The 23,818-nt window shown below is 58.8% G+C and carries 16 protein-coding genes and 3 pseudogenes; 8 read left to right on the top strand and 11 right to left on the bottom strand.

Annotated elements, in window-relative coordinates; translation table 11 throughout:
* Positions 1-30: 30 nt before the first annotated feature.
* From bcsZ to bcsE, 8 genes are read right to left on the bottom strand one after another with little or no spacing between them, the layout of a single operon-like run.
* Positions 31-1,164: a cellulose synthase complex periplasmic endoglucanase BcsZ gene (bcsZ, locus tag BLV61_RS14570; protein WP_090466017.1), complete on the bottom strand. Its 1,134-nt coding sequence runs from the start codon at positions 1,162-1,164 to the stop codon at positions 31-33.
* Positions 1,154-3,460 (bottom strand): cellulose biosynthesis cyclic di-GMP-binding regulatory protein BcsB, encoded by a 2,307-nt coding sequence (gene bcsB / locus BLV61_RS14565; protein WP_090466014.1) that lies wholly within the window; start codon positions 3,458-3,460, stop codon positions 1,154-1,156. Before bcsB ends, bcsZ begins: the two co-directional genes overlap by 11 nt.
* Complete coding sequence (bcsA, locus tag BLV61_RS14560) at positions 3,457-6,051, bottom strand: UDP-forming cellulose synthase catalytic subunit (protein WP_090466010.1); 2,595 nt, start codon at positions 6,049-6,051, stop codon at positions 3,457-3,459. Before bcsA ends, bcsB begins: the two co-directional genes overlap by 4 nt.
* Complete coding sequence (gene bcsQ, locus BLV61_RS14555; protein ID WP_047535984.1) at positions 6,048-6,767, bottom strand: cellulose biosynthesis protein BcsQ; 720 nt, start codon at positions 6,765-6,767, stop codon at positions 6,048-6,050. Before bcsQ ends, bcsA begins: the two co-directional genes overlap by 4 nt.
* Positions 6,764-7,018, bottom strand: coding sequence for a cellulose biosynthesis protein BcsR (gene bcsR, locus BLV61_RS14550; protein WP_090466007.1), 255 nt, complete (start codon positions 7,016-7,018; stop codon positions 6,764-6,766). Before bcsR ends, bcsQ begins: the two co-directional genes overlap by 4 nt.
* The gene (gene bcsG / locus BLV61_RS14545; protein ID WP_047535989.1) at positions 6,988-8,631 is read right to left on the bottom strand and encodes a cellulose biosynthesis protein BcsG; all 1,644 of its coding nucleotides are present in this window, start codon (positions 8,629-8,631) and stop codon (positions 6,988-6,990) included. The genes bcsR and bcsG overlap by 31 nt, the downstream gene beginning before the upstream one ends.
* The gene (bcsF, locus tag BLV61_RS14540; protein ID WP_047535991.1) at positions 8,624-8,818 is read right to left on the bottom strand and encodes a cellulose biosynthesis protein BcsF; all 195 of its coding nucleotides are present in this window, start codon (positions 8,816-8,818) and stop codon (positions 8,624-8,626) included. Before bcsF ends, bcsG begins: the two co-directional genes overlap by 8 nt.
* Complete coding sequence (bcsE, locus tag BLV61_RS14535; RefSeq protein ID WP_244159888.1) at positions 8,815-10,314, bottom strand: cellulose biosynthesis protein BcsE; 1,500 nt, start codon at positions 10,312-10,314, stop codon at positions 8,815-8,817. The genes bcsF and bcsE overlap by 4 nt, the downstream gene beginning before the upstream one ends.
* 424 nt (positions 10,315-10,738) lie before the next feature.
* Between bcsE and BLV61_RS30925 the strand changes: the two are divergent.
* A pseudogene (locus tag BLV61_RS30925) lies at positions 10,739-10,831 on the top strand (ABC transporter permease); the annotation flags it as partial.
* Between the two features lie 43 nt (positions 10,832-10,874).
* Here the strand turns inward: BLV61_RS30925 and BLV61_RS14530 are convergent.
* Positions 10,875-11,231 carry a helix-turn-helix domain-containing protein gene (locus BLV61_RS14530; RefSeq protein WP_047535994.1) on the bottom strand — a complete coding sequence of 119 codons (357 nt, stop codon included), beginning with the start codon at positions 11,229-11,231 and terminating at the stop codon, positions 10,875-10,877.
* A gap of 206 nt (positions 11,232-11,437) precedes the next feature.
* Between BLV61_RS14530 and BLV61_RS14525 the strand changes: the two genes are divergently transcribed.
* The 7 genes and pseudogenes from BLV61_RS14525 to BLV61_RS14495 all read left to right on the top strand — a co-directional run.
* The gene (locus BLV61_RS14525; protein WP_090466000.1) at positions 11,438-13,066 is read left to right on the top strand and encodes a methyl-accepting chemotaxis protein; all 1,629 of its coding nucleotides are present in this window, start codon (positions 11,438-11,440) and stop codon (positions 13,064-13,066) included.
* A 95-nt stretch (positions 13,067-13,161) separates the two neighbouring features.
* Positions 13,162-15,711: an EAL domain-containing protein gene (locus BLV61_RS14520; protein WP_047535998.1), complete on the top strand. Its 2,550-nt coding sequence runs from the start codon at positions 13,162-13,164 to the stop codon at positions 15,709-15,711.
* Between the two features lie 73 nt (positions 15,712-15,784).
* Entirely contained in the window at positions 15,785-16,705 is a 921-nt protein-coding gene (locus BLV61_RS14515) for a LysR family transcriptional regulator (protein ID WP_090465997.1), read from the top strand.
* Between the two features lie 125 nt (positions 16,706-16,830).
* Positions 16,831-18,366 (top strand): annotated as a pseudogene (locus BLV61_RS14510) (MFS transporter).
* A gap of 26 nt (positions 18,367-18,392) precedes the next feature.
* Positions 18,393-19,457, top strand: coding sequence for an HlyD family secretion protein (locus tag BLV61_RS14505; protein WP_047536006.1), 1,065 nt, complete (start codon positions 18,393-18,395; stop codon positions 19,455-19,457).
* Positions 19,454-21,016 carry an efflux transporter outer membrane subunit gene (locus tag BLV61_RS14500; protein WP_090465994.1) on the top strand — a complete coding sequence of 521 codons (1,563 nt, stop codon included), beginning with the start codon at positions 19,454-19,456 and terminating at the stop codon, positions 21,014-21,016. Before BLV61_RS14505 ends, BLV61_RS14500 begins: the two co-directional genes overlap by 4 nt.
* 140 nt (positions 21,017-21,156) lie before the next feature.
* A pseudogene (locus tag BLV61_RS14495) lies at positions 21,157-21,555 on the top strand (ABC transporter permease); the annotation flags it as partial.
* Between the two features lie 69 nt (positions 21,556-21,624).
* Here the strand turns inward: BLV61_RS14495 and BLV61_RS14490 are convergent.
* Together BLV61_RS14490 and BLV61_RS31435 are read right to left on the bottom strand one after the other, a co-directional pair.
* Positions 21,625-22,641 (bottom strand): RHS repeat-associated core domain-containing protein, encoded by a 1,017-nt coding sequence (locus tag BLV61_RS14490; protein WP_090465991.1) that lies wholly within the window; start codon positions 22,639-22,641, stop codon positions 21,625-21,627.
* Positions 22,642-22,728: 87 nt separating this feature from the next.
* Entirely contained in the window at positions 22,729-23,718 is a 990-nt protein-coding gene (locus BLV61_RS31435; RefSeq protein ID WP_090465988.1) for an RHS repeat-associated core domain-containing protein, read from the bottom strand.
* Positions 23,719-23,818: the final 100 nt, after the last annotated feature.

Genomic DNA, 23,818 nt, shown 5'->3' with positions numbered 1-23,818 from the left:
CCTTAAGTGCGCTGGTTCGGGGGGCGCTGTTCACTGCGTGCATGTACTCGTCCAGTTCGGTTGAAGTCGCCCATCCTTGTCGAACCGATAGCGCTGTTCGTCCCAGCCCTGGCCAAACATCAGCAGCGACTGGTTGTAATAGGCATCGGCCAATGGCGGCGATTGGCGCAGGCGTTCACGCTGGGCAGACAGTGCTGCCGCCGACGATGCATCGGTGGCCAACAACGGTAAAAGTGCCGCCGAAAACCCGACCGGCCCGGAGCCCTTGTTCTTGCCGGAGCCGGAGTCGACGTGTTCTGGCACATACCCCAGGCGGGCAGTGGCCTCAAGCATGGGTTTGAAGTGATCGAGCAAGTCGGTGCGCCCGGGGGCATCGGCCGCTAACATGCCGAGCCACAGATAGACACGAATCGCGTCGTAGCTACCCTGTGCGCCTTTCCCATCGACTGAAACAACTTTTCCGGCCTGCCACACCAACCAGTCCGGTGCGAAGCCCTTGGGGGCGCCTTCGATCAACAGGCGCCGGGAGTTTTGCGCCACTTCGGCCCAAACCGGTGCAATGAGCGCGAATCGGGACAACAATTGTGGCGGCAGATAGCTGGGGTTCAGGCGCCAGCCCTTGCTGGATTCGAAACCGACGTCCCCTGGCAGCAACATAAGGCCAAGCCCCGGCAGCTTGCGCAGGGTTTGTGCGGCGCTTCGCCACAGCATGTGATTACCCAACGTCAGATAATCAGGCCTGCGCCACAGGCGACCGGCTTCCAGCAAGCTGTAGGCAATCCACAGATCAGCGTCGCTGGCGTTGTTGTTGTCGAGCACGCCCCATCGACCGTCCTTGTTGAGTCCCCATTCCCAGGCAGGAAGATGACGGCTGAGATCGCCGTCCGCCAGGTTGTTGCGGGTCCAGGTCAACAGCCGGTCAAAGCTTTCCCCATCGTTGGCCACCAACGCAAAAAACAGCCCGTAGCTCTGCCCTTCAGACGTGGTGATTTGCTGCGCAGAGGACGTGTCTATAACCCGCCCATCAGCGCTGATCATGTGCTGCTTGAAGTTTTCCCAGGCCGGCCAAACACATTGGCTCGCACCCTGCGCGGGCCATGCCAGGATGGGGAGAACCGCCGCAAGAAGTCGCGACCGGGCATTTCTCACCGACTTACTCTTCATAAGCCAGACGACGACGAGCGGCCCATTTCAGGATACGCCAGGTCATGAATGCGCTGAGCAGTACGCCAGACACCGCGAGAAATGCGATCAGGATCGGGTGCTCGGACAACTTGAACCAGAGCATCAGCCACCAGGGCAGACTGCCGACGTAATAGTGGTCGCCGACCATCTGGCCCTGAACGCCACTGCTACGGATCAACACCACCGAGCCCGCGACCGCGTCCATCTTGCCGCTGTCATTGAGCGTCTCGCGCAATAACTGGAAGCCCGCATCTTCATTGGCCAACAGGGCCACAATGCTGCGTTGTTCGTGGGACGGTGACTGCATGCCGACGATTGCAGCAATCGGGCCTTTGGCTGAGACCTCGACGCGACTGGCAACAGGACTGCCTGCGTTAGTGGTTTGCGACGAACCCGGTCCCTGGTGGTTTGCTTTCAGCAGCCAGTCCCGGGAGCGGTCCAGCAAAACATTCATGTCCTGGTTATCGCGAAGGTCAGGAGGGAGAGAACCGAGGATCAGCACGTCTGCATCGCGCTTCGACGCCTCTTCCCAGTTATCGCTCAACGTCAGATTGATCGCGGGCAGGCCCGAGCGTGCCGAAATTCCGGCGATTGCTTCCAGGTACGTGCTCAACTGCACAGCGCTGGACTGCGGCGGCACCATCACCACGGTTTCGGAAAGATCCGCCATGCGGCTGAAGGGGAAGCCACTGCGGGCAAACGCTGCCAGATCAGGCATGGCGATGTAATGGTGATAACCCGACAAATCGATCGTCGACTGATCGTCGATGACCGCTTGAGTGTCCACCGGTAACGAGGTCTGGCAACGATCACGCTGGGAACTGCTGGTCGTCGTGGCGAAGCTGAAATTGAACCGCAGGTTGTTGCGGTCGCCGATTTTCAGTGCCGGGACCGACAGTTTTTCATTGATGTTCGCTGACTCGCTGGATAACACGGCAAGGCGCAACTCTTCGAGCCGGTCCTTACTGCTGGCCACTAACGGCAGGCTGGTGATGAACTGATTATTGAGGCTGATGTTCAGACGCGAACCGTCATTGGACGCTGGTGGCGTATAGCGGTATTTCGTTTGCAGCGGAATGCCCTGGTTGCGCCACACAAACAGATCCGGCGGCAGGTTAATGTCCAGGCTGATAGGCAATGGCTGCAGGCCGCTGGCCCGCAATTGTTCGGGGTACTTGATCAGCTCGGCAAAACGAACGGCCCGGTCGGTACGCATCCAGTTCGGAGCGTCATAGGGTTGGCGTGGCTGGATCTGCTGCACCTTGTCGATAACAACCCGATCACCCCGAAACAGATCGCCACCCAGCACCAGCGCTTGCGCGGCCACGGCCAGGTCGGCCTCGTCACGGCCCAGCACCAGCAACACTTTGCCGTAGCGGTCGTTCGGGTTGTCGATCATCTGCACCACCGGCGCCTCGACCGGCGGGAACTGCTTCAGGTCACTCAGGAATGCGGGACGGTGAGTGTTGGTGGCAAATACGATGGACGCGGTTATCGGCTTGGCGGGTGTCGCTGCGGGCAGTTGATCGAACAACACCGGGAGTTTCGTGCCGCGCCACGCGGCCTGGCTGCCGAAGTACGAGGCAAGAATGCCTGCCGCACGTTGCTCGCCAAGCGTCGGCGAAGCCGCGAATACCATATTCAGGACAGGCTTGTCATAGTCGCGAGCATCGAAAAATGGCATCGGAAAATAAGCCAGATCGTTCTGGACGATCAACGCCTGCTCTTTCAGGGAAACCAGGCTGGCCCGGCTGATGTTGACCCACAGCGCGCTATTGGAAGGCTCTTCGCAAATGTCGGTGTAATGGCCGACAAACTCCAGCCTCACCCGGTTGAAGTCGCTGATCAGGCGCGGATCGAGATCGACTTGGCGGACGGTCTTTTTCCCCAATTGCTCCTTGTCGATGGTGATGACGCTCATCAACTCGTCATTGAGGTAGACCCGCAGATGCGACAGCGTTGGCAGCAGTCCCGGTGAGGGTGTGTATTCAAGCTGCAGCTTCGCATCGCTGGCGATGCGGTCGCGACGCATGGTGAATTCAAACTGATCGGTGTTATGCGTGCCCAGCAACAGACTGTCCGTCAATCGCCCCAGCTCTTCGAAACTACGCGAAACGTCCCAGCCAGGCACGTTGCTCACAGCAGCCGAATCTGACGCTGGCGTCGTAACCGGTGGCTGCACCTTGGCGGTTTGCTCCTTGATGGGCTGCGCCTGGGCACAACTCATTGCCAGCGACAGCAGGCTTACCAGCGTGAAATTGAAATAGCGACTCATGGGGCGCATACCGATCGAGATGTAGAAGAAAAGGGGGCGGCTTTGGCGAAGCGCGGTACATAGCTGATCAGCCAAGCGAGCAGACGCATGACCGGGCGGGCCAGGGACCGTGTCCAGGCAGGCAAATATTGATACAGGCGGTAGTAGCCACTGGCACCCAGACGCAGGACGTCGATGAAACTATGCAGCGGCCGGTCTGGTTCGAAGTTTTCGTTCCAGTTCAACCAGGCATCGGCACGGGAAAACGTGCATTGCACGTAATCGATTTTCTGTTGCGACGACAGCTCGTTCAGGGCGATGGCAATGAAGTTCTTGTGACTGCGGCTGATGATGCCGGAGAACAGAAACTCGCGTTCGCCGCGCTGCATCATCAGGAAAACCCGCTCACCGATTGGCAGGGAAAGCTCAACGTCCAGCTCGACGCCGGTACCACTTTCGGAGTAATCCACCAGCATGCAGGGATAGAATCGCCCGTTTTGCAGACGCACCGCCGCCGGCAATTTGGCCTGCACACGATGGGACTTGCGCACCTGGTGAACCTCTGCGGCAACGGCCACCGCAGCGCCCACGATCAGCAAGTTGTAAATGACCCACAGACTGCTGACCAGCGTGGTCCCGATTTCAGTGGCCGGCCCGTAAATCAGACGCCATACCGCAAAACCCAGGCCAACGATATTCAGCAGCGCCAACACCAGATACGGCTTGGCGATCCCCCAATCGAACTGGTCCTCAGCCATCAAGCCGCCTTTGGCGGTCACGTTGAACTTGCCTTTCTTGGGGTTAAACAGCGCAACGGTGGTCGGCCGAGCGATGTACCAGGCGAGCACGGTTTCATAGACCTCTCCCCAGAACGTCAAACGGTATTCTCCCTGCATGCGTGAGTTGGTCAGGCTCGCATGAACCATGTGCGGGATCACATACAGAATGATCATCAAGGCCGGCGCATAGATGATGTAGGCGTGCAACAGCAGGAACGCCAAAGGCGCGGTCAGGAACACCAGGCGCGGCAGGCCCGCGAGGAAGTGCAGCATGGCGTTGGCGTAGCAAATGCGTTGAAAGAACGTCAGGCCTTTGCCCAGCAACGGGTTGTCCGTGCGGAAAATCTGCGCCATGCCCCGAGCCCAGCGAATCCGCTGACCGATATGTGCGGACAGACTTTCAGTGGCCAGCCCCGCCGCCTGGGGAATGCGCACATAAGCCGAGTTCCAGCCCTTTCGGTGCAGGCGCAGTGCGGTATGGGCATCTTCGGTAACGGTTTCCACGGCAAAGCCACCGATGTCATCGAGCGCCGAACGTCGGAGCACGGCACAGGAGCCACAGAAAAATGCGGCGTTCCACATGTCGTTGCCGTCCTGTACCAGGCCGTAAAACAGCTCGCCTTCATTGGGCTGGTGCCGAAAGGTATCGAGGTTGCGCTCGAAAGGGTCTGGCGACAGGAAGTGATGCGGCGTCTGCACCAACGCCAGCTTGGGGTCGCGCAGGAACCAGCCCACCGTAAGTTGCAGGAATGAACGCACTGGCACGTGATCGCAGTCGAAAATGGCCACCAGCTCTCCATCGAGCTGCTTCAAGGCTTGATTGAGGTTGCCCGCTTTGGCATGCCTGTTGTCGCTACGAGTGATGTAATTCACCCCGGCCTGTTCAGCGAACAAGCGGAATTCTTCGCGGTTGCCATCGTCGAGTATCGAAATACGCAGCTTTTCGCGGGGCCAGTCGATACCGAGGGCGGCATACACGGTGCCGCGTACGATGGACAGGTCTTCGTTGTACGTCGCGATCAACAGATCGACCGTAGGCCATAGCTCTGTATCACGAGGCAGTTGTGCCGGTGGGCGGTTTAACGGCCAGCAGGTCTGTATGTAACCGAACACCAGTACCAGCCAGGAGTACGTTTCGGCAATCAGCAACAACACGCCGCAGGCCAGATCCAGCGGACTGTCCCAGTTCAGGGTCGCGGTGTAGCGCCACCACAGGTAACGACAAGAGACGATGAGCGACAGCATGATCAGCAGCAGCGTCGGAAACCGGCCCGGCACGCGACGGATCACCATGGCGACCACCCACAGCAAAATCACGAAAACCGATTGCGATAAGTAGTTGAAGGGCTCGGTGATGCACACCACCAAGAGGATCAACGCGACCGCGGCGCAGCTGTAATTCAGCCAATGTTGCTGGCGAGGACGAAGGTTGCGCCACCACTGGGCGCCATCCTGTACGGCTTTGCTCTCCCTGGCGTGCTCCGGCAGGCCACTGAGAAAAACACCGATACGACTCCAGAGGCGGTGGTTGGAATCGCCAACGCGATGCATCCATTGCGGTGCAGCACGCCGCCGGGCTTGCGGCCAGGGACGGAACACCAGTAACCACAGGCTTTGCAGGGCAATGCGCAAAGGGTCACCGACACTTGGGACTTTGCTGGCCAGGTGCGGATACCAGCGCTGGCGCTGCTCGATCAGACGCTGCCAGTCCGGCGACTCCAGGCGCAGGAACAGCCAGGCCAACGCGGTGCACGACGCCAGCAGCAAAGCCGTCAACGGGTGGCAGTCGTAGCGCCGGCGCAGGTACAGGTAAGGAAACCAATGCGTGATCATGTCATCTCTCGGCGTCTTGCCAGACACCAGGTCGCCAGGCTCAGCGCATCTAGCGCAGCAAGGCTTTCCGGTGCGTATCGCCCCACTGGCTGCTTGAACGCGAGCGCTTCACGCATGGCTTCATCTGCATGCACGGTCAGGGGCAAGAGACGAGCTGCATAGAATTTACGCCAGATGAGTAACAGATCGCGTTGCAGCTGGCTGCCCGGATCAAAGCGGTTCACCAGTACGGGATTGCTGCCCGCCTGCTGCAACAGCAGCACATGGCAGGCGGCATCGGCCTCGGCTATCTGGATCGGGAGCAGGCAGGGGCCGATGGTGCCGTGCCCTGGCAAGCGTTGCGGTATGTCGAATAGCAGCCAGTCAAAGTGGGCCGCCAGACTCGCCTGGCGCCGGGACCAGATCTGCGGGTCATGGATCAGTTGCTGCTCAATGCTCATGGACTCATCGGCACTCAGGCGACCATAAGGCAAAAGCTGCAGGGTCGGCGTCAGGCTCCAGGCCTGCTTGTGCCATTGCTGACCATCGAGCATCGCCCGCGCCCAACCCGACTCTCCGCTATCCAGCAGATTGAAATGCAGTCGCAGCAGGTTTTCCGGGCACATGTCGATCATCAGTACCCGCTCACCGAGGCTTTCCAGGGCATAACCGAGTGCGGCTACCAACGAAGTGGTACCGACGCCTCCACGTACCCCGCAGATACTCAGTGCTGTCACTTAAGCGCTCCGACCTTGCCCGGTTGTACGGGCTGGGCAACCGGTGATGGCGGCTGATTGCCAGTGATCGCGAAATCAGCCAGCAACGGCCAGCGCTTGAGCGCGCGGCTTAATTCCAGCAATGCCGAGACATCGACGTATTCCAGGCTCGGCAAGTGCAGCTCGGCTTTAAGCCGGGCAATATCATCGGCTCGCTCGTAGCGCGAGAGCGTTTGGTTCTTTACTTGAGATTTTGCGGGTAAGGAAGCCAAGCTCCATTCTCCTTGATCCGAACGTAAGGCTTGCCCGCGTAGTCGAGGACAACGGTACCAGCGTTTTCCGAGACCACCGGGGTTTGCGGCAGATCGGCCAGCAATGCCTGCCAGTCCGGGCCCAGGCCATCGCCTTGGGGAGGCGCGGCGTACAGGCGCGAGATAATTTCCGACAGCGCCAGATAACTGCTCGGTGCGGTGACGAGAATCGGCTCCGATCGCGTGTTCTTGCCCATGCCGACTAACTTGATGCCGACCGGCACGTGGGTAATCGACGAGCTCGGGATTTCCCGCATTCCGGATATCTGCATGCGGTCACCGTGCAAGGCCGCACCATGCTCAGGCACGATCACCACCGCCACCCGGCGTCCGCTTTTCTCCAGGTCTTTAAGGAAAGTGCTCAGGTCATCGATCAATGCTTGGGCGCGGGGCTTGTACTCGGCGCTTTTCGTGCCGCCATCGAGGGTCAGGCTGCGGTTGCCGTCATGCAGCGTCGTGGTGTTATAGAAGAGCGCCACCCTGGAATCACTCTGCCCCTCTCGGTGCTGCCACCATTTGTTCAGTACGTCACGATCACGCCAGATTGACGAACCATCGAAACCCACCAGGGCACGTTGCAGACTGGAGACACTGACTTCCGGCGCTGGCAATGAGCCTTGGGCACGCACTTCGTCGATAAAACCTTCGAACTGGCCGGTGTGGTTGAGCATGACTTCGCTGTTGAAGCCCAGCTTGCGCAGGTCATCCATCAACAGGCATTGCTCGGGTGCCACGTCATAAAGCTTGCTGTGCGGCTGCTGGCCGCAACTGGCGCGCAGCAGCCGAATGGCGGCCGGCCCGCTGTAGGAAGTGGCCGAGTTGAAGTTCTCGAACACAATGTCCATCTGCTGCAGCAAGCTGTTGTTACGCAAACCTACAGCGTCCAGATCATCCCAGGCCATTGAACATATATTGATGAGCAGCAGATCGAATGGCTGAGCAGCCGACTGTGACGGCTGGAATACAACCTGCCGGCCGGCCTCGGTGTTGTAGAAATTTTGCAAATAAGTGTCGAGTGTCGCGTTGTCCGGCTCGGCGCTGACAATCGGTGCGCCACCGGTACTCGGCGCTTGCGTAGTGCTCTGCTGTACCGGCGCATGCATTGCCATCAACCCTGCTCCGCCCAGCCAGGCGAAACCGGCCAGGGTCAAGGTGGTCAGGCGCAGCCACTGACGCACGAAGAAATATGCCACCACCAACAGCAGCAATGCGCCGCACAGGTTCGGGTCAATGAAACGGCCGGCCAGGTCGAGCAGATAATCGCCGCTGAAATTCAGCACGCCTGGCTGGTCCAGTAACCTGCTGAAGGGTGGCAGCCAGGTGTCCTGATAGAACAACGCTACAGCGGGGGGTATGGCAATCAACGTGCGCAGCAGCGCCAGGTATCGATTGCGCAGCGGCACCAGCAATACAGCGGCGAAGACCAGGTTCGGCAGGATCTGCAGGTTCAGGTAGCCGCCCCAGAACATCGCCAGCTTAATCAGAAAATACAGGTTCCACAGCCCCAGGCCCGGCCAGGTCCAGTCGCTTTGTACGGCTGTCTTGTCCACTTCGAATCGCTCGGGACTATTCATGTGCGTCACGCTCAACGGGCGACACGGACTTGCGCCGACGCACCCCGCGCGGCTGCAGATAACGCGGTGACAAATACTGCTGAAGCAAGCGATTGAAGCGTTGCAAAAGACTGCGTAGCGCCAGCATAAACGCGACGGTCATCAGGCAGCTTGCCGCGATAACCTGGAGCAGTTGGGCGTAATTCATGGGCACGGCTCCGACAACGGCAGCGTAATGCGTTGCGGCGCGTAACCGCTCTGGGTGATGGCGTGAGTCAAATCAGTGGTGACCTGTCCGGTGGCCAGGCGTGATGCTTCAGGCATCTTGGGAGCATCGACAAAATCCTGACGCGGCAACGCGTCCACGCCGGACAGTACCTTGCACTCGCTGAAAATGTCCCTCCATGGCAGGCGGCAGATATTGCCCAGTGCCGGCTCCAGTCCGTCGCCACGGCAAGCGAACAGAAACAGATAAAACATTCCGTCGAGTGAGCAGGCGACATCGCCGAAGCGGCGCAAGGTGATCTGACTCAAGTATTGGTCGATGTTCAGGTCGCCTCTGGGGCGCAACCGCAGCAATTGATGAGCAAGCTCGCCCGAAGTGCCACCGTAGACCTCATCCAGCAGGTCGATAAATTCACGTGGTGGCAACAATCCGCGTCGCGCCGGAGGACGCAGTCGTGCAAACAGTGACTGGATATCGGCGGTCTGACGATAACGCCAGATCTGTCCCTGGGCGCTTTCCACCATACTAAGGAAGTTCGCCAGTGTGGTTTTGGCGGGCACGATCAGGTTAGCCCCGCAAGTCAGCAATAGACGCTCGTCGCGGTAGCGCAGGCAAGACTCCATTTCCCGCACGATGATCTTCAGCGCGGCACCACATTGCTCGCGTAATCCGTGTAATTGCCGAGCCAGCGGTTCCACATCCTGGTTGCTTTCCAGCGTCACGATCACGCAGGCGGCGCGCGCGCGGGCAGCCTGCTGCAGGAGATCGGCGCGATGTTCAAAAAGGCGCCATTGCTCAGACAACGGGGCCGATCCCTCAAGGGCGGATCGCTGGGTCAGGTAGATACGCTGGTCGTCGGTACGGATTTTCGAGGGGCTGGATAGCTGCGAATCGCTCAAGGAAAAACCGCTGTCGGTCACTTCCAGGTCAAATGTTTGCGCGGCGCAAACACCTAAGTCACTGTGCCAAAAGTTCAGTTGGTAGTGAATTGCACCATCTTGGCGATACAGTTGCGCCAAACCGGAAAGTTGTTCGTTAAGACGAGACAAGCATTCATGCAATAAGGGCGCTTGACCGCTGCAAAGAACTAAAAGTGTGCAGTTAATACTTAACAACCATTGTCGGGTATTTTCACACCAATGCTGTAACTGTTGAGTGCCGAGATTATCCAGATAGTCCGAATTGACCATCAACAGCAGATAACTGCCGCGTGCGATCTTGATTCGTTTCAAGTCCGAGGTCAGGGTCGTGAAGGCTTTGCGAGCAGAGGCATCGTGAGGCATGGAAAACATGCGCAGCGCAGATGGGCCGCTGTCTGCAGCCAAGGTCTTGACGATTGTCTGGGGGTCGGTGCCGCTGCATATCAGCGTGGCGATATGTTCTTCGGATAAGGCTGATAGAAACTGTTGAGCAAGAATTTCCGCATCGCTCGTACGGTCCAGGGCGATCCAATATAACCCGCCCTTGCGAAGCAACATCTCCTCATCCTGTAGATGCCGGATGGCTAACGTGACATGACCCACAGCCTTCTACTCCAATCATCCGAAATGCACGAAAAACACTCAACTCGAGTGGTTAAGTATCGGGAAAATTTGACGGCTGCTAACGAAGAGACAAAGAGTATCCAGGCATCGCTGTTGGTGGCGATGCTCGTCTTAATAAGATCATGAAAAAACGCTCATCAATCAACTAAGCCAGAGAAATCTACCACCGTGCCATGCACATATAGCCGTTTTGAAGCGGGCGAATAATGTGATATCAAACTGACGGTGTCAATATTTCGTAACAGACTGCTTGAGTTTCAGATGGGAGGTGATGCTAAGTCATTTTATTGGCGCCTTTAAACGGTTGGTGAAAATGGGTGGCTGGCGGCAAGCGACATCCATGAGCCAATTGCCATAGGCGGTGGTGATTCTGATCGGGTCACGGGTGGAGAGCCTGGTGTTTGATTCGCTTGAGCGTGTGACAGAGAAGCGGTGGGGGGTGCAGCGGTGAAGTCACAACCTCGGGCGAGGTTTTGTCATCAGTCGGGGGGCAATCACAGCTGTTGAACGGACCCTCTGGCTTTCAAAACTTTGACGATTTCAGCCACGAAATTGACAACCATCACTCGCTCACCGACCGGCAAGCTTGCAATCAGCTCATTGATGTTCTGGGAGTGGCTATGGGCGTCCGTGGCATTTGTGCGCACCAGATCGCTGAGCGAGCAATCAAGCACCTCGGACATTTGCTGCAGTCGTTGCAGGGTCAGTGAGATCACGCCATTTTCCATCCGGCTGACGGTCTCCTTTTCCACGCCTATGGCTTCGGCGATTTGGGCTTGAGTCAGACCCTTCGCCTTGCGGCGCGCGGCGATAGCGGCACCCACTTGGCCTGCGACTTTACGTTCCTTCATGTTCTTAACCTCTTGCGTCAACACCCTCGTCGTTATGCGACATTTTCCGGCGTTACTACGTTCAAGCGAATGATGTTATAAGACTAAGGTATTGATGGATTACGTCATTGTTTGTTTGATTCAGGTCAAAATCGGCCGATAGCATGGGAGTAATCTAATCGTCGGCTTTGGCCGGTTACTGCTGATGCAACTGGGAACTGTCCAAGATGCTGACTCATTTGAAGATCCGAACAGGAATGTTCTGGGTGCTTGCGCTTTTCGTCTGTGCACTGCTGATTTCGTCGTTGACGAGCTGGCGCAGTGCATCGAGTAGTGATGAACAGATCCAGACTTTGAATGAGGTGGGGGTGACCCAGAACAGCCGGGTTCACCTGGCTTATCTGCGCCTGTTGCGTGCACGGGTCGGGATGGCGGGCGCTTTCCTTGAAGCGCGCATGGGCGACACGGTCAAAGCCCAAACCAGCCTGCAACGGTCTACGATCCTGTTCAAGGAGGCCATTGATTTCTTCGAAGCGTTTGCGGCGCAAGAAAAAAGCAGCGGTTCGACCCTTCAGAGCGATGAGTTGCAGCAGGCTTTCGCAGCCTATCGCAGCACGCTGGAGGAGCAGACGCAGGCGCTGAATGAAGGAACAGAAGCTCGCTACGTTGAAGTCAATCTCAAGGCGAGAGCGGCCAACGACCGGTTTGACCAGGCTCTGCAAGGCTTCGAACAACAGCTCGACACTCAGATCGCTTCGATCATGGTCCAGGCACATTCACGCTACAACCTGGCCCAGGTTCAAGCGTTGATTCTGTTGATGATTGCCGCCTTGCTGGTGGCCGGTTGCTGGTGGTTTATCGCCAGCCGCTTGTTGCGTCCACTGCGCGAAGCCGGGGAGCATTTCGATGAAATCGCCTCCGGGGATCTGCGTCGTTCGATCACTGTGCAATCGAGCAACGAAATCGGTCAGTTGTTCTCGGGCTTGCAGAAAATGCAGGTCAGCCAGCGCCAGACCATTGAGCAGATCAGTCAATACGCCCATCAATTGGCCAGCTCCGCCGAGCAGTTGAGACAGGTGACGGTGGAAAGTAATCACGGCCTGCAACAACAACACAATGAGCTTGAGCAAGCGGCCACCGCCGTGACTGAAATGACTGCCGCGGTGGAAGAGGTTGCGAGAAACGCGGTGTCCACGTCAGAGGCTTCCAACGCCACCAACGAGTTGGCGGGCCAGAGTCGGCGCCAAGTGCAGGCGACCGTCGAGGAGGTGGACGCCATGAGTCGGGAGATCAGCACCAGTTCCGCGCTGGTCCAGGATCTGGCCACTCAGACTCGTGACATCGGCAAGGTGCTGGAGGTCATTCGCAGTATTTCCGACCAGACCAATCTGCTGGCGCTCAACGCGGCCATTGAAGCTGCGCGGGCCGGTGAAGCGGGGCGTGGATTTGCCGTGGTGGCAGACGAGGTTCGAACGCTGGCTTATCGCACCCAGGAGTCGACCCGGGAAATCGAACAGATGATTGCCGGAATCCAGACCGGCACGCACCAGGCGGTTGATGCCATGGGCACCAGCACGTTGAGAGCCACCAGCACGTTGCAGGCGACGGAAGCGGCGGGCAAGGCGCTGGAAGAGATTTTTGTTGCTGTCCACCAAATCACCGAGCGTAATCTGGTCATTGCCAGCGCGACTGAAGAGCAGGCCAAAGTCGCCCATGAAGTGGATCGCAATCTGTTGAATATTCGTGAGTTGTCTACACGTGCGGCCGACGGTGCGCATCAGACGAGTTCAGCCAGTGGCGAATTGTCCCGTCTGGCCTCCGAGCTGAGTGCGATGGTCCGCCACTTCAAGACCTGATGCCTGGGGGAATGGAAAAGCAGGCCGCGTCGAGCATTGTTAGTACAGCGAATTTAGCCTGGAATGTTAAATCGTAGTTAGCGGATCACTGCCATATGTCGGATGTTCAGGAATTTTCGCAGGTCTTTACCCAGGCACTTGAGCAAAGTATCGATAGCGTTGTGGTTATCGACAGCCAGAATCGGGTCATTGTGTTCAACGATGCCGCTGAAAGCCTATGGGGCTATACCCGCGATCAAGTCATGGGCAAGAACGTCAACTTCTTGGTGCCACAACTGATCCAGGCTAGTCACGATAGTTACATCGAAGCCAATCGTCGCAGCGGTATCAACAAAATTGTCGGCACCAGCCGTGACGTGCTGATCGAGCGCCAGGACGGCGACTACCGCTGGGGGGCCATGTCCATCTCCAGAGTCAGCGCTTCAGGGCAACAGTTTTATGCCGCGATCATCAGGGACATTACCCGACATCATAAGGAACACGAACGCCTGCAACTGTTGTCGCTCGTCGTCGACACTTCGGAAAATGCCATCATCATCACCGATGCCCAATGGCGCATTGTGTATACCAACGGTGGGTTTTCCCGCATGTTCGGGCACGCCACCGATGAGGTCTACGGACAACCACTCGACAGCGTGATTGCGCCGGACTTCGATCAGCAAGTCAAAGTCGCCATGCAAGAGCAGGTGATGTCGGGGGAGATTTATCATTCGCAGGCGGTCGCCTACCCCCTTGAAGGCCGCCGGGTGTGGTGCAATGTCACGATTTACCCGGTCTGTGATGCGCAGGGTCATTTGATCAATACCGTCAGCGTAATGATTGACGTGACCCACTCTCGGATGCCGGAGATTTTGCGCAATAAAATGCTCGAAGCCATGGTGCGGGAGGAGTCCATAGAGTCCTTGATGGCCCTTGTTTGTAAAGAGGTCCAAAGGATCGCGCCCGAGGTGGTTGCCTCGATCTTGAGCGTGGATGACGACGGATTGCTGCGCACCCTGGCGTCTCCTGATCTGCCAGAAAGCTACAGTGCGGCGCTGGATGCAGTGGCTATCGGGTCTGGGGTAGGTTCTTGCGGCGCGGCAGCGTTCAGCGGCCAAGCGGTGATGGTCCGCGATATTGCCTCTCATCCGTTCTGGGTCGGTTTTCGCGACCTCGCATTGCCTCTCGGGCTCAGGGCTTGCTGGTCGACGCCTATAAAGTCCAGTTCAGGCAGGGTTTTGGGTACCTTTGCGTTCTACTATCGCTCGCCCCGCGAGCCGTCACTGCTGCATGAGCATTTGGTCAATGCCAGTATTTACCTGTGTGCACTGGCGCTTGAGCGCGAGCAGTCCCGCGCTCACATCCAACAGCTGGCGTTTTATGACGACTTGACCGGTTTGCCAAATCGCAATCAGCTTCATGTCCGTGCCAATCAAGCCATTGCCGATGCCTCCCGCAACGGCACGTCGCTCACGGTCCTCTTTATCGATCTGGATCGCTTCAAGCAGGTCAATGATTCATTGGGGCATCCTGCGGGTGACGAGTTTCTTCGAGTGATCGCCCGGCGCCTGACCAAGTATCGTCGCAAAGTCGACATCGTCAGCAGGTTGTCGGGGGATGAGTTTGTCGTCGTGTTGCCCCAGTGCGCATTGAGTCAGGCACAGGTGGTGATCGAGTACTTGAGAGAAGAACTGAGCGCACCCTGCCAGATTTCGGGCGTGACGCTCAAACCGTCGGCCAGTATCGGTGTCAGCCTTTTTCCCGACGATGGCCGCTCCATGGAAACCCTGCTGCATCGCGCCGACATGGCCATGTATCAGGCAAAGACAAGTGGGCGGGGTTGTGTCAGCTTCTTCAGTCAAGGCCTGGACCAGTTGGCGCGCGGGCGATTGAGGCTTGAAACGGCGTTGCGCGAAGCCATTGATCAGCAACTGTTGCATCTGGTCTACCAACCCCAGATCAATCTGCAAGACAACGAACTTTATGGGGTAGAAGCGCTGGCGCGTTGGAAACATCCGCAGCTAGGCGACATCTCACCCGGGTGCTTTATACCGTTGGCCGAAGAGTGTGGGCTGATTGTTGAGTTCGGGCAGTGGGCACTGCGTGAAGCTTGCGGTCAATTGGCTGCCTGGCGGCGCGAAGGGCTGTGCGTGCCAGCCATTTCGGTCAATCTGTCGCCGACCAATTTTCATAATCGCCAATTGCCCGACATTCTGACCCGAATCCTTTCCGAACAGCGGTTGACGGTTAACGACCTGACGCTGGAAATAACCGAAAACGTCTTGATGGACAGCAATCCAGACACCTTGACCACGATCAACGAGGTCCATGCCCTGGGAATACGCTTGGCCATGGATGATTTCGGTACAGGTTATTCGAGCCTCAGTTACCTGCGTCGCATACCGCTCCAGGAGCTCAAGCTCGACCGTAGCTTCGTGCACGATCTGGAGAATGACACCACCAGCCAGGCGCTGAGCGAAGCGGTGATTCGCATTGGCGAGAGCCTCAAGCTGAGCGTGGTCGCCGAAGGTATCGAAACCTTGGGCCAGCAGCGCATTCTGAAGGAACAAGGTTATGAGGTCGCCCAGGGTTATCTGATTTCCAGGCCACTCTCGGCTCGTGGATTGGGGCTGTGGCTGGAAGATCGTTCGTATTGTGAGGCGTGATGAACGGCGCCGTCTGGTAGAGAACTGCTAGCATTGTGTTTGAGTCAGTTCTGACCAGACATGAGTGCTTGCCATGCAACTACCCGACATGAACCTGCTGGTCGCCCTTGACGCCCTGCTCGACGAGGGCAGTGTGGTCGGCGCGGCGCGGCGGATGAACCTCAGTCCCGCGGCCATGAGCCGCACATTGACCCGCGTGCGTGAAGCCATGGGCGACCCGATCCTGGTGCGCGCCGGTCGTGGTCTGGTGCCGACACCCAAGGCGCTGGAATTGCGCGGGCAGGTGCGTGACGTGGTGGACCAGGCGGCGTTGCTGTTTCGCTCGGCCGATGGGGTGGACCTGGGCTCTTTGCGGCGGCGTTTCAACATTCGCGCCAACGACTTCTTCGTGGGCGTTTACGGTGGCCGGTTATTCGACACGCTGGATCGTCAGGCACCCCACTGCGAATTGCGTTTCGTCCCCGAGGGCGATGGCGACGATGAAGCGCTGCGTGAAGGACGCATCGATCTGAACGTCAGCAATACCCGGCCGCTAACCCCGGAAGTGAAGGTGCAGAACCTGTTCTCCACTCACTTTGTCGGGTTGGTGCGTGAGGATCATCCGTTGTTCGACGCGGAAATCACCCCCGAGCGTTACGCCGGGTTCTCTCACATCAGCATGTCCCGTCGGGGGATCGCCCGCGGGCCTATCGACGCGGCGCTCAATGCCCTGGGGCTGGAACGGCGGGTGGCCGTGATTGCGCCGAGTTTTCATGCGGCGATGTTTGCGCTGCCGGATTCGGATCTCATTTTGCCCGTGCCCAAGGAAGCCTTGTTAAGCGTGCAGCGCCTGGGCTTGAAGCTGCGCTCGTTCACCTTGCCGATCCCGCTACCGACCTTGATGCTGACCCAGGCCTGGCATCCGCGATTCGACAAGGACCCGGCTCACCGCTGGCTGCGTGAAACCCTGAAAACCTGCTGCGAAGAAACGTGGCAGGCCGCAAACCAGGCCTGAGACGAGCCCGCTCCGCCCAGACGCATTGCTGCATAAAACGCACTTATAAGCTGCCAATAAGTCAATTTTCGTCAGGTCATGCGCTTCATAGAATGCTCCGCAGGTTAATTCCGGAGCTCGCAGTAATGACATCCCTCACGGCCACGGCACCTCTCGCTGCGACCCAACCCGCAATTGCCACGCCGCCAGTTTTCGGCCTGCGAATCATCATCGGCCTGGTGGGCGTGTTGCTGGCGGTGCTGGTGTCGGGCCTGAACGAGATGGTGACCAAGGTGGCCCTGGCGGATATTCGCGGTGCCTTGGCCATAGGCTACGACGAGGGCACCTGGCTGGTCGCCAGTTATGCCGCGACCTCGGTGGCCGCGGCGGCCTTCGCGCCGTGGTGCGCGGTCACGTACTCGCTGCGTCGCTTCACCCTCTGCGCCATTGGCGCGTTTACTCTGCTGGGCGTGCTCTGCCCACTGGCGCCGAACTACGAAAGCCTGCTGATCCTGCGCACCTTGCAAGGCCTGGCTGGTGGTGCATTGCCACCGATGTTGATGACCGTCGCGCTGCGATTTTTGCCCCCCAACGTCAAGCTGTATGGTCTGGCCGGTTATGCACTGACGGCGACCTTCGGCCCGGGGCTGGGTACACCGCTGGCCGGGCTCTGGACCGAGTATGTCGGCTGGCAATGGACCTTCTGGCAGGTCGTCGTGCCCTGCCTGATTGCCATGGCAGCCGTGGCCTATGGCATTCCCCAGGACCCGCTGCGGCTGGAGCGTTTCAAACAGTTCAACTGGCGTGGTTTGCTGCTGGGGTTTGCGGCGATCTGCATGCTGGTGGTCGGTATCCTGCAGGGCAATCGCCTGGACTGGTTCGAGTCGAACCTGATCAGCGGACTGCTCATGGGTGGGGCGCTGCTGTTGGTGGCGTTTCTGATCAACGAATGGTCGCAGCCGATTCCGTTTTTCAAGATGCAGATGCTCGGCATCCGCAACCTCTCATTCGCCCTGATGACCCTGGCGGGGGTGCTGGTCGTGCTGCTGGCGGTGATCATTATTCCTTCCAGCTACCTGGCTCAAGTCCAGGGTTATCGCCCGGTGCAGACGGCGCCGGTCACCTTGGTTGCGGCACTGCCGCAGTTGATCGCGCTGCCGTTGGTGGCGGCATTGTGCAACCTGCGCTGGGTCGATTGTCGCTGGGTGTTGGGGATCGGCCTGAGCATGCTGATGCTGTCCTGCCTCGGGGGCTCACAGCTGACGTCGGCGTGGATTCGCGACGATTTCTATGCGCTGTAATGGCTGCAAATCTTCGGTCAGCCGATGGCGGTGCTGCCGCTGCTGATGCTGGCGACCGGCAGTATCAATCCGATGGACGGACCGTTCGCGTCGTCCTGGTTCAACACCGTGAAAGGGCTGTCGGCGGTGATTGCCACCGGCGTGTTGGAAACCTTGACCACCGCGCGTCTGCACTTTCACTCGACGATGCTGGTGGATCACCTGGGCAATTCACCCCTGGTCGACGCTGACAGCGCAGGCCTTGCGCACCGGTTGCACGAGCAGGCCGTGGTGTTGACCGCCGCGGATCTGTACCTGTGCATGGCCGGTATCGCCGTGGCGCTGATCCTGCTGATTTTCTTGTTACCGACTCGGGTCTTTCCGCCACGGGCGGTGACTTGAACGCCTCACTGAAACAGAAGGTTTTTATGACGAATCAATCAAAGCAAAAAGTGGCCATGGGCGTTGCCGTTGTGATCGCGGTGGGCGTGCTGGTGTATCTGCTGGCGCCGGGGGCATTCGGCCAGCGCACACAACAAAGCACCAATGATGCGTTTGTCTCGGCGGACTACACCCTGGTGGTGCCGCGGGTGGCCGGGTTCATCAAGGAGGTGCTGGTCGAAGACAACCAGCAGGTCAAGGCCGGCCAGTTGCTGGCGCTGATCGATGACCGCGATCTGCGGGCCGCCGCCGAAGCGGCGTCCGCCGAAACCCTCGTGGCCCAGGCGCAATTGCAGAATGCCCGGGCGACCCTTGAACGCCAGGCTTCGATGATTGCTCAGGCACAGGCGACAGTCGTGTCGGCCAAGGCGGAAATGGCCTTCGCCGAACATGAACTGAACCGCTACGACCACCTCGCCGGCGTCGGCGCCGGCACGGTGCAGAACGCTCAACAAGCGCGCACCCGCATCGATCAGGCCAGCGCACGATTGGCCAACGTCACGGCAGTGCTGGCGGCGGAACGCAAGCAAGTGGACATCCTCACGGCGCAGCGCGACGCCGCCGAGGGTGGCCTGAAACGGGCGCAGGCGAAGTTGGAAATCGCCAGTTATGAGCTGTCTTACACACGCATCGTCGCGCCGCAGGACGGCATGGTCGGTGAGCGGGCGGTGCGGGTCGGTGCCTATGTCACGCCAGGCAGCAAACTGCTCGCGGTGGTGCCGCTGGCGCAGGCCTACGTGATGGCGAACTTTCAGGAAACCCAATTGACCCATGTGCATCCGGGGCAGGACGTGCAGGTACGTGTCGATACCTTTGACGGTGCGACGCTGAACGGGCGTGTCGAGAGCATCGCACCGGCCACCGGCGTGACCTTTGCCTCGGTGAAACCGGATAACGCGACCGGCAACTTCACCAAGGTCGTGCAGCGGATTCCGGTGAAGATCGTGCTGGAACCGGGTCAGCCACTGGCCGAACGATTGCGCGTGGGGATGTCGGTGGAAGCGAGGATCGATACGGCTGGCGTCGGTGACCATGGGGTTGCGCAACGATGAACTTCAGCAACTATTCATCCTTGTGGCAGGGGCGCTTGCTCCCGCGGGGCCGTGAAGCGTCCCCAAAATCGGCGAGTGCACGCAAGCGACCTCGCCTCAGGTTTTGCATGCAGTCGCTGGCCATTGGGTTAAGTCTTACTTCGTTGAGTGCCTGCACCGTCGGCCCGGACTTCCAAAGGCCCCAGGCCCTGCCCATCACCGAATGGTCAAAACCATCGAAGGCCGCCCCCAGCCAAGCCATTACCGAAACCCTGGGCGAGCGCTGGTGGGAAGTCTTCAACGATCCGGAGCTTTCGGCCCTGACCCAGCGTGCCCTGACCGACAACCTCGATCTGAAACTCGCCAGCAGCCGCTTGCAGCAAAGTCGTGCCGTGCGTCAGGTGATCACCGCCGACCGCTATCCCACCACCGCCGCCACGGCCAGCTATTCCCGTGAGCGCAACAGTGGCAATGGCCTGAGCGATCCGTCGGGGCACAACGGCCATTCGGCGTTCAACCTGTGGAATGCGGGTTTTTCCGCTGCTTGGGAGTTGGACTTGTGGGGGCGAGTGCGCCGCGAAACCGAAGCCGCCGACGCGACCCTGGAAGTCGCCGAAAACGACCGTCGCGCGGTGTTGTTGTCGGTACTCGCTGAAACCGCCCAGGACTACATTCAGCTGCGTGGCGTGCAAAACACCCGCGCGGTCACCGAGCAGAACCTTGAAGTCGCACGCAACAGTTTGAAACTGTCGCAGCTACGGCTGGCCGACGGTGTCGCGACGGATCTGGATGTCGCCGAAGCCGCCGCCCAAGTCGCGGCCATCGAATCGCGACTGCCCGCCCTGGCGCAACGTCAGACGCAACTGATCAACGCGCTGAGCCTGTTGATGGGCGAGCCGCCGCAGGCACTCATCGCCGAGTTATCCACAGATGCGCCGGTGCCGCAGACCCCACCTCAGATCGCCATCGGCTTGCCGTCGCAACTGGCCGAACGGCGTCCGGACATTCGCCAGGCCGAAGCGCGTTTGCATGCCGCTACCGCGAGCATTGGGGTGGCCAAGGGCGATTTTTATCCGCGCATCACCCTGTCGGGCAACGTCGGCTCGCAAGCCCTGCAGTTGAGCGATTTCGGTTCATGGGGCTCGCGCGCGTTCGGAATCGGCCCGCAATTGAGCCTGCCGCTGTTCGACGGTGGACGCTTGCGCGGCGTGCTGGATCTGCGCGAAGCCCAGCAACAGGAGGCCGCCATCGCCTATCAGCAAACGGTATTGCGCGCCTGGCATGAAATCGACGATCAACTGAGCGCCTATAACGCCAGTCAACTGCGCCGCGACAGCCTGGCCGAAGCCGTGCGTCAGAACCGGATCGCCCTGCGCACGGCGCAACAGCAGTACGTGCAAGGGGTCGTGGACTTCGTCAACGTGCTCACTGTACAGGGCGCCTTGCTGGCCACTCAGGAGCAGTGGGTGGAAAGTTCGACCGGTGTGTCGCTGGCAATGGTCGGGTTGTACAAAGCGCTGGGCGGGGGGTGGGAGTCGGTGTATCCGCTGGCCGTGGCGGCTGACATTGGCCTAAAGTGAGGGGAACGTTTCGGCAGCGCATGGCTTTGGCACGCTGGTCAATGGTGATGCGCCAAGGATCGACCTCGACCACCTCAGTCAATTGCCCAGGGGAACCGGTCGTGTATGGTTGATCAGCACGGCGGATCAACCCGACGAATTTGGTGCATTCGGTGCTCTGGGCCTTGGCGCTGAAAACCTACGCCGGGTTTCTCGGTGTGTCGGAAACCCTGCGCATGGCCGGGCGCAACTATGGCCTCAAGGGCATGCGCTTCGTGCTGTTCATCCTGATTCTGGCCGCACTGCCGTCGATCCTCGCCGGGCTGAAAATCGGCTGGGCGTTTGCCTGGCGTACGCTGATCGCCGCCGAACTGGTGTTTGGTGCCACCAGCGGCAAGGGCGGGTTGGACTGGTACATCTTTCAGAATCGCAATGAGCTGTACACCGACATGGTGTTTGCCGGCTTGGCGGTGGTGATTCTGATTGGACTGCTGATGGAGAACCTGGTGTTTGATTCGCTGGAAAGGGTGACGGTGAGGCGGTGGGGGATGGTGCGGTGAGACCATATCCACTTTCGCACGTACAGTCGAAGCGCTGCATAGATGGGTATCTGCAGCACCGCAGCAGTATTAAAGTATCCGACATCTGATGTTGGCGGCTCGATGTTGAATCATTTCCCGTTGCATAGCATTTAGCTCTGCAAACTGCTGCAAAAGCGGATCAATTTCCCTCACTAAAGGTGTCGGTGGGTGCGCCCTAGCAGGTATTTGGTAGGGGGCAGCCGCTGCCAAATTGTCCATACGGCCTACAGCCATTCTGTTTACCACATAGGTTCGAGGCTGCTGAGATGCCGCAAAAGTATCATTGTCCCAGAACCTCATCCCGGATGTTGCCTCCTGATACGTCGGGGGAGGCTCCGGTCTAGTCGGTCTTTCAGAAAAGCTTCCGCTCCTGCGATGCGCTCTCGGCGAATGAGATTGCTGCGCAGAAGGGCTCACTCTCCAAGACGTACCTTGGCCGGGAACTGGGCGCTCCCATCCTTTTACGCCTTGTGGTGCAAGATCACCGCCTGGCGACGGTGTGGGATTTCTAGGGCCAGGGGCTCCCATGATATAGCCGCCTATCACAGACACAGCGTCAGACTGGCGACTCGGATTCGAGGGTTCCACTGAACGGGAGCTTCGGCTAAGAATCGAGATGGCTTTTTGTCTTGCGCTTGCCTTGGCGTTGGCAATGGCCAGTTGTTGGGGCGTTCGGTATCTAATGTTCTCCCGAACAAAAAGCTTGAAGACATCCCCAATATGCCCCGTCGGATCCACCCGATTCACCGGATCCCCCACGCAATACATATACGCATTCAACCCACCCCCACCAAACGGACTCCAGCTGTCCGGGCTATGAAAGCGCATCAATCGCGTGTTGTAGGCGCGATAGCCGTTGCCTAGCAAGTACCAGCCGAGCCGGGCTTCGCGCAATTGGCCGTTGAACCCCAGCGCCGATGCGACTTCCTGCTGCGCTGACTGCTCGCCATAGGCGGAATAACCGATGTTGTTGATCGTGCCTTCGACGCTTTCGCCAATGATCGATTGGCTGCTGTTGGTCGCCAGCAGTATCACGCGTTGTTTCACATCGTTGGCTCTGGTCATCCAGAGAGCTCCACAGGGTTGAAGAGAATGCAGGCCATTCGAGCTTGTGACTGCATTCTCGTGTCGGTGGTGTGCGATGTAACGTCATTACACACCTTGCTCACGTCGTATCGCTGCTATACGCGCTCGTATTTGCTGAGCGTCTTGTGGATCTATCGCATTTCTGCGTGTACGGGGTTGCTGTTCCAGCGTGGCCGGAGGGTCTGTTCGATGCGCAGGATTCTGCCAGTAGTTAGGGCGAGGTGGAGCATCTGTGCCCAAAAGTTGCAGGTGTTCGATCCGTGGCTCCTTTGGGCCGGGGCCTGAATAAATCGTTCTAGGCTTATAAAAAGACGCAATGCTATGGCGAGAAGGTTGTGAGGTGGACGAAAAGCTTCCGCCCCCGCGACTCGCTCCCAGCGAATGAGATTGCTGCGCAGTAGGACTCACTCTCCAAGACGTACCTTGGGCGGGAACTGGGCGCTCCCATCCTTTTACGCGTTGTGGCGCGAGATCAACGCCTGGCGAAGGAGTGGGATTTCTAGCGCCAGGGGCTCCCATGATATAGCCGCCTATCACAGACACAGCGTCAGACTGGCGACTCGGATTCGAGGGTTCCACTGAACGGGAGCTTCGGCTAAGAATCGAGATGGCTTTTTGTCTTGCGCTTGCCTTGGCGTTGGCAATGGCCAGTTGTTGGGGCGTTCGGTATCTAATGTTCTCCCGAGCAAAAAGCTTGATGACATCCCAAATATGCCCCGTCGGATCCACCCGATTCACCGGATCCCCCACGCAATACATATACGCATTCAACCCACCCCCACCAAACGGACTCCAGCTGTCCGGGCTATGAAAGCGCATCAATCGCGTGTTGTAGGCGCGGTAGCCGTTGCCCAGCAAATACCAGCCGAGTTTGGCTTCGCGCAATTGACCGTTGAACCCCAGTGCCGATGCGACTTCCTGCTGCGCTGACTGCTCGCCATAGGCGGAATAACCGATGGTGTTGACCTTGCCTTCGACGCTTTCGCCAATGATCGATTGGCTGCTGTTGGTCGCCAGCAGTATCACGCGTTGTTTCACATCGTTGGCTCTGGTCATCCAGCGAACTCCGCGGGGCCGAAGAGAATGCAGGCCATCAGTTCTACTCGCCCGGCTCACAATTGAGAACTATCAGAACTGTTAGGTCTTTGCGGCTGAC

Origin of the sequence: Pseudomonas mohnii (assembly GCF_900105115.1) — a bacterium.
GTDB classification, from domain to species: domain Bacteria; phylum Pseudomonadota; class Gammaproteobacteria; order Pseudomonadales; family Pseudomonadaceae; genus Aquipseudomonas; species Aquipseudomonas mohnii.
The sequence above is the reverse complement of the archived record's forward strand: the minus strand, read 5'-3'. Positions and strand labels throughout refer to the sequence as shown.

Coding starts and splice junctions, on each gene's coding strand:
- BLV61_RS14490 (WP_090465991.1), bottom strand. CDS start 22,641: ATGACCAGAGCCAACGATGTGAAACAACGCGTGATACTGCTGGCGACC.
- BLV61_RS14505 (WP_047536006.1), top strand. CDS start 18,393: ATGACGAATCAATCAAAGCAAAAAGTGGCCATGGGCGTTGCCGTTGTG.
- bcsG (WP_047535989.1), bottom strand. CDS start 8,631: ATGAATAGTCCCGAGCGATTCGAAGTGGACAAGACAGCCGTACAAAGC.
- bcsZ (WP_090466017.1), bottom strand. CDS start 1,164: ATGAAGAGTAAGTCGGTGAGAAATGCCCGGTCGCGACTTCTTGCGGCG.
- BLV61_RS14520 (WP_047535998.1), top strand. CDS start 13,162: ATGTCGGATGTTCAGGAATTTTCGCAGGTCTTTACCCAGGCACTTGAG.
- BLV61_RS14525 (WP_090466000.1), top strand. CDS start 11,438: ATGCTGACTCATTTGAAGATCCGAACAGGAATGTTCTGGGTGCTTGCG.
- BLV61_RS14515 (WP_090465997.1), top strand. CDS start 15,785: ATGCAACTACCCGACATGAACCTGCTGGTCGCCCTTGACGCCCTGCTC.
- bcsA (WP_090466010.1), bottom strand. CDS start 6,051: ATGATCACGCATTGGTTTCCTTACCTGTACCTGCGCCGGCGCTACGAC.
- BLV61_RS14500 (WP_090465994.1), top strand. CDS start 19,454: ATGAACTTCAGCAACTATTCATCCTTGTGGCAGGGGCGCTTGCTCCCG.
- BLV61_RS14530 (WP_047535994.1), bottom strand. CDS start 11,231: ATGAAGGAACGTAAAGTCGCAGGCCAAGTGGGTGCCGCTATCGCCGCG.
- BLV61_RS31435 (WP_090465988.1), bottom strand. CDS start 23,718: ATGACCAGAGCCAACGATGTGAAACAACGCGTGATACTGCTGGCGACC.
- bcsF (WP_047535991.1), bottom strand. CDS start 8,818: ATGAATTACGCCCAACTGCTCCAGGTTATCGCGGCAAGCTGCCTGATG.
- bcsB (WP_090466014.1), bottom strand. CDS start 3,460: ATGAGTCGCTATTTCAATTTCACGCTGGTAAGCCTGCTGTCGCTGGCA.
- bcsE (WP_244159888.1), bottom strand. CDS start 10,314: ATGTTGCTTCGCAAGGGCGGGTTATATTGGATCGCCCTGGACCGTACG.